This window comes from Megasphaera sp. DJF_B143, assembly GCF_900320625.1.
Taxonomy (GTDB): Bacteria; Bacillota; Negativicutes; order Veillonellales; family Megasphaeraceae; genus Megasphaera; species Megasphaera hexanoica.
Window position 1 is genome coordinate 1 of record NZ_ONTA01000210.1, and the last position, 5862, is coordinate 5862.

8 protein-coding genes are annotated in these 5862 nt (G+C 50.9%); 7 read left to right on the forward strand and 1 reads right to left on the reverse strand.

Going from position 1 to position 5862, the window contains the following annotated elements; genetic code table 11:
- The 7 genes from DBO31_RS06405 to DBO31_RS06435 all read left to right on the forward strand — a co-directional run.
- Positions 1-236, forward strand: a 236-nt coding sequence (locus DBO31_RS06405; RefSeq protein WP_150824730.1) for a BamA/TamA family outer membrane protein, incomplete at its 5' end; no start/stop codon positions are given.
- Positions 237-264: 28 nt separating this feature from the next.
- On the forward strand, positions 265-1551 hold the full coding sequence (locus tag DBO31_RS06410; protein WP_234995420.1) for a hypothetical protein: 1287 nt from the start codon (positions 265-267) through the stop codon (positions 1549-1551).
- A 25-nt stretch (positions 1552-1576) separates the two neighbouring features.
- Positions 1577-2062, forward strand: coding sequence for an OmpH family outer membrane protein (locus DBO31_RS06415; protein ID WP_059075544.1), 486 nt, complete (start codon positions 1577-1579; stop codon positions 2060-2062).
- A gap of 10 nt (positions 2063-2072) precedes the next feature.
- On the forward strand, positions 2073-3011 hold the full coding sequence (locus DBO31_RS06420; RefSeq protein WP_075581462.1) for a hypothetical protein: 939 nt from the start codon (positions 2073-2075) through the stop codon (positions 3009-3011).
- A gap of 17 nt (positions 3012-3028) precedes the next feature.
- Positions 3029-3448 carry an OmpH family outer membrane protein gene (locus DBO31_RS06425; protein ID WP_059075546.1) on the forward strand — a complete coding sequence of 140 codons (420 nt, stop codon included), beginning with the start codon at positions 3029-3031 and terminating at the stop codon, positions 3446-3448.
- A gap of 14 nt (positions 3449-3462) precedes the next feature.
- Positions 3463-4491, forward strand: coding sequence for a UDP-3-O-(3-hydroxymyristoyl)glucosamine N-acyltransferase (gene lpxD, locus DBO31_RS06430; protein ID WP_150824732.1), 1029 nt, complete (start codon positions 3463-3465; stop codon positions 4489-4491).
- A 10-nt stretch (positions 4492-4501) separates the two neighbouring features.
- Positions 4502-5422 (forward strand): lysophospholipid acyltransferase family protein, encoded by a 921-nt coding sequence (locus DBO31_RS06435; RefSeq protein WP_113855104.1) that lies wholly within the window; start codon positions 4502-4504, stop codon positions 5420-5422.
- A gap of 116 nt (positions 5423-5538) precedes the next feature.
- On the opposite strand, the gene DBO31_RS06440 is transcribed toward DBO31_RS06435, so the two are convergent.
- On the reverse strand, positions 5539-5862 hold a 324-nt coding region (locus tag DBO31_RS06440; RefSeq protein WP_159897795.1), incomplete at its 5' end, for an HAD hydrolase family protein.

The following is a 5862-nucleotide window of genomic DNA, read 5'->3' on the forward strand; positions in this document are numbered from 1 at the left end:
CGACGGTAGAATACCGCTATCCGATTGCCAAGAAAATCCAAGGCGTCTTCTTTGTCGATGCCGGTTCTGCCTGGGATGGAACGGAAAATATCCCCTGGTATCAGAACGATGACAGTATCCACGTTTCCACCGGTCTCGGATTCCGCATCACGACGCCAATCGGGCCTATCCGCCTGGATTACGGCGTCGGTGACGATGGCGGCAAGTTCCACTTCAGCTTTGGTGGTAAGTTCTGATGTATGCAGACGATAGGTGGGATACGTCGTGTTTCGCACTTGTTTATTGACGATTCTCTTTGTCTGTGCTAGTCTAGGTAGTGCCATAGCGGCACCCGTAACTCATGTGGCGGTACGCGTCTCTTCTCTGGGAGAGGCCATACCGCCTCTTGTCGAGAAGAGGATATGTGCCAGCATTGAGACGATTGGGAACCACGTGTTCCTCGGTGCCGATGACCAGGCCGTGCTGAACCGGCAGGATGAGTATACCCGCATGGTTTACGACATTACGGACCGCGTGCTCATAGGGTATACGGTCGAACATATCGAACTCGTGCCGGGACCGGAAACGATGCTGTCTGTGCAGATCCGCCCCTGGGGAAGTACCATACGCCGGGTACATGTCCGCTTTGACTATGGATCTCTTCCGCCACTGGGACAAGAAATGGCTGGCAGGGACCTGACCGGCGTTTCGGCTTTTATTGAAAATCTCCTGACCGGTCTTCCCGTCGATGCTCTGGACTGGGCAAATGGCACGGTCAAGGCTGTTATGGAGACGGAACTGGAGACAGAACTTCCAGAATTTTATCCGCACATTGTCATTACGCCCGGCGCGGATACGACGGTAGAAGTGTATTTTCTGCCGGTACTTCCCGTTGTGCGCAATGTCAACGTCCGCGTCGATGCGGAAAACCTGCCCAAGATCATCTTTCTCAGTACGCGCAAGCATATGGAAGACCGTTATGCAGGCCTGAATGGCCTGCCTGTTGCATTTGTGCGCCGCCATCAGCGCGATGTAGAGCGTGATTTGCAGCAGCATCTGAATGACCAGTGGGTCATAAAGAAATATAAGCTGCGCGTCCTTCCCAGTCTTTCCGTTGCTGAAAATATGGATATCCATTTAAAATCGGAAACGGATTTTTACGATGTCCGCGCACAGGCCTACATAGATGTCAGCAGGGACAGTGATGCCTATCATGATAAAGAAGATAATACGGTCCTGCGGGCCCATGTGGGCAGAAAAATCGGCAAACACCATGAGTTGTATACAGACGTGGAATTCATGCCTGCTTCTGTAGCCTGGAACTTCATTCCCGGTTACGGGTATCAGCCCCGCAAGGGAACTTGGATGGGATATAATTTTGAAAGCCAGGATGACAGCCATCATCTTTGGCTGCGGCAGGAATTAGGGGGCCGCTGGTCTTTCCGGTTCGATAAAGATCTGACAAACCATGATGAAGAGGCGGGACTCTTGTACCGTCTCCATGAATACGTCGGTTTGGAATATATCATTTCCGGCCACGATACGTGGCTGCGGGTTATTGGCTATTTATAAGGAATTGCAAAGGAGTAATGTTACTATGATGTCAGAAATGGGTAAGAAAAAGAATGTCAAGATTTTTTCCGCTGTCATTGCAGCGATTTTTGTACTGAGTGTTGCCGGCATTGCCGTCATGCAGATGGGCAATCCCGTCAGTGCGGCGCCGTCCAGCAATATCGGCGTCGTCGATATGAGCAAGGTCATTCCGCCCGATAATCAGGATGTAGCCAATGCACAGAAAGAAATGCAGCAGGCCTCGGAAGATGCCAAGAAAAAATTTGAAGAACAGTCCCAGGGTATGACCGATGAACAGAAGAGTCAGCTCTATCAGCAGATTCAGGAAGAAATGACGAAAAAACAAGAAGACATCTATAAGGGCGTCAAAGATAAAGTCGATGAAGCCGTCGGCAGCGTTGCCAGCACGAAAGGCCTGAGCCTTGTCGTCGATAAACGGGCCGTTCTCTATGGTGGTCAGGATATTACAGAACAGGTTTCCAAGAAACTGAGTGAATCCCAGTCCAAGTAAGGATATTGCCATGAAGCGTAATTATGCGGCAGCTGCTGGCGCCGTAGTGCTGGCCTTTTGCCTGGCTGTGGCTTTCTGGATGATGCACAGCCGGACGCCGGCTGTGCCTGTTACAGAAAAAGGGCCGGTCATTGCCTGCGCCGATGTAGAACACATCATGATGAGCCATCCCTCGTACAGCCAGTACCATCGCCTGGAACTGGAATATAATGCGATGGTAGCCCAGTATCAGTTTGAACAGTGGCATTACTCGAAGCAGGCTGCATCCCAAGGGCAGGCGGCGAAAGACTTTTCTATGACCGATGCGTTGTCATCAGCGGCTCTGGATCAGGAATTACAGGCCCGGGTGGCCATTAAACAGAATGAATTGAATGCGGCACTGGAGCAGCGGTATCAGACTCTGATCCGGGAACGCCGGCAGACACAGCCGGCCCTTTCTGATGAAGAAAATCTGAAGATCGTCAATCTCCGGCTGAAACTGGCTGCATTGGCCCTGTCTCCGTCGGAACGTAAGGCAGCAGAACAGGAACTGCAGGCACTGTTGCGCAAAAACGGCGGCGACCATCAGACGGACGCGGCTGCAGCGGCGGATATTGCCGCTGCCATGGCTCCCGATAAGGAAAAAGCACAGAAAGAACTGCAGGCATATGCGCTTCAGGTAAAAGATGAACTGGCGGCCCGGCAGCAATCCAGTCGGGAATTGTTCACGAAACAAATGGATTCTTTTGGGAAGCGTCCGGAACCGGCTGTCTGGAATGCGGCCTGGAAAGAGAAACTTGAAGCAAAAGAAAAAGAAATGAAGGATCAGAAAGAAGCCATCCTGGCAGATATCCGGGATAAAGCGGCGGCCGTTGCGGAAGAACAGGGAATCGATATCATATTCTCTGAATACGAAGGCATCGGCACTGCGCTGGATGTGACCGATGATATCATTGTCAAGCTGGCATAACAGGAGGCATTATACGAATGAAACGGATAGGTAAACGATTGGCTGCTGTTTTATGCATGATAGCGGCAGTTGCCGTACTCAGCGGCTGCGGTAGTGAAGATAAAGTAGGCTATGTAGATATGAGCCGCGTACAGAAAGAAGCACCGGCCGTACAGCAGTACCAACAGAAGATAGAAGAAAAGAGCAAATCTCTCGATGCCGAACTGCAGCAGGCCCAGCAGTCCATGTCAGCGGAAGATTTCCAGAAGAAACAGCAGCAGGCATTACAGGAAAAGCAGATATACGCCGCCAGTATGCAGCGTCAGTTCATGACCGATATCCAGAGCAAATTAGGGGATATCGCCAAGGATAAAAACGTCGGCATCATCGTCTATAAGGAAGTCGTTCCCAACGGCGGCGTCGATGTAACCGATGATTTGATTGCGAAATTACAATAAAGGGGTTGACTATGTTGAAGAAGACAGTACAGGAGTTGGCCGCCATACTGGGCGGTACGGTGATCGGTGATGGCACGCGGGAAATTGAAGATATCAAGGGGCTGCAGGAAGCAGGTCTGGAGGATATCACCTTTGCAGTAGATCCATATACGGAATATCTGCCTCAGGTTCATGCCGGTGCCGTCATTGTGGAAAAAGAAGTCCCGGCCGGGGATAATACACTCGTACTGGTAAAAAATCCGCGCCTGGCTTTTTCCCAGCTCCTGGTGCTCTTCCATCCCCGGCAGACCGTGGCCCGGGGCATTCATCCTACGGCCGTCGTAGATGACAGTGCTGTCCTGGGGGACAATGCCGCTGTCATGGCCTATGCTGTCATTGGCAGGAATGTCAGCATAGGAAAGAACTGCATCATTTATCCCTATGTTTTCATTGGCGATAATGTCTCTATCGGTGACGATGCCGTCATTTATCCCGGTGCTGTCATCCACGAAAACTGCCAGCTCGGAGATCGTCTTGTCGTCCGTGCCCATGCGGTTATCGGCGGTGAAGGTTTTGGCTTTGCTACAAACGAAGGCCGTCATACGCGCATTCCCCAGATTGGCAATGTCAAAATCGGCGATGACGTAGAAATCGGGGCCTGTACGTGCATCGATAATGGAACTCTTGACAGCACCGTTGTCAAACGGGGTACTAAAATAGACAATCTTGTCCATCTCGGCCATAATGTGGAAATCGGGGAAGACTGCTTCATCATAGCCCAGGTAGGGATTGCCGGCAGTACCAAGGCGGGTAATCACTGCATCTTTGCCGGCCAGGTGGGCTGTACAGGCCATATTACCATCGGAGACAATGCTGTTTTTGCGGGAAAGACCGGGATAACCGGCAATGCGGAAGGAAACCAGGTCTATGCCGGATATCCGATGCAGCCTCATATGGAATGGAAACGGTCCCAGGTATATTTGAAACACTTGCCGGACATGGCGAAAAAAATCAAACAGCTGGAAAAGAAAATTGCTGAATTAGAAAAAAAGACAGCTGAATAAGAGGCAGCCTATGTATACCTTTATGAAAATACTAAGCTGGATCATATGCCATCTGCCCGAAGGCGTGCGGCGTGCGCTGGGACATTTCCTGGGCTGGTTCTTCTGGACCTTTGTCCCCCGAAAAAGAAAGCGGCTGGCTCAGCAGCAGATATTGGATTGTGGTATTACCGATGATCCGGAAAGAGCCATGGAGATTGCCAAGGCGAGCAGCTGCCGCTTTGGACCTATGATCATCGAGGTGTTATCCTATCCGATTTATACGAAAGAAATATTGGATAAGAAGATTACCTGGCATGGGAAGGAATATCTGGACGAGCTGAAAGAAAGCGGTGAAGGCGCCGTTTTCATGGCTTCTCACGCGGGAAATTGGGAATTATTGGGAGCGGTTCTTGCCATGAACGGTTATCCGCTTATTTCCGTGGCCCAACAGCAGAACAGTCACAGCGCCGATGCTTTTATCAACGAATACCGGGCGATGATGAAACAGCATGTCACGTACAAGACGGGAATCCGCGATATGGTGCGTTTTCTCCAAAATGGCCATTATATCGGTCTCTTGATGGATCAGGATCCGGGATACACAGGCATTATGGTCCGGTTATTCGGCCGTGATACGCTGACGGCTGACGGACCGGCTAAAATGGCAGGAATCAAAAATTATCCGATTATTTCTACGTTTATTCATGAAGACAGACCTTATCATCACGTCATAGACGTGTTGCCGCCCATCCGGCCGTATACGGCGGATCACCGCCTGTCCAAGGAAGAAAAGGAACGCATCGTCTATGCGACGACGCAGGCATTAAATGACCGGCTGGAAGAACGGATCCGGAAATATCCGGAAGACTGGTTCTGGCTTCACAACCGTTGGAAATGGACAAAACGCTATAAAGAAAAGGTAGCAAATGGTGAAATGGCTGCCAGAGGATAATCTGGCCAGAAGGGATTTTTCCGGCAATTCTTTATCCGATGGCAGGTTATAGATGAAAAAATTGGCATACGAAGCAAGTCAGGCTTCGTATGCCAATTTTTTGGGGATTCGTCCATTTATATCCAGCCAAACCTGCGGCAGGCATGGAATATGCCGCCCTTGTCATTGTCATCGGTAATATAATCGGCCCGTTCCTTGAGCTGGGGACGGGCATTTCCCATAGCGATGCGGAAGAAGGGTGATACAAACATGGCGATGTCGTTGAGGCCGTCGCCGAATACGACTACGTCTTCCAGGGGAGCTCCGGCGTGTTCCATGAACCGGCGGATACCGGCACCTTTATCGGTCGGTTCCACGAGATACGTATTGGTAATGTACGGAAGCCGGGAGAGACCATATGTATCCAGAGGCGGATCACCTGCTGCCGGACGGACGTGGAC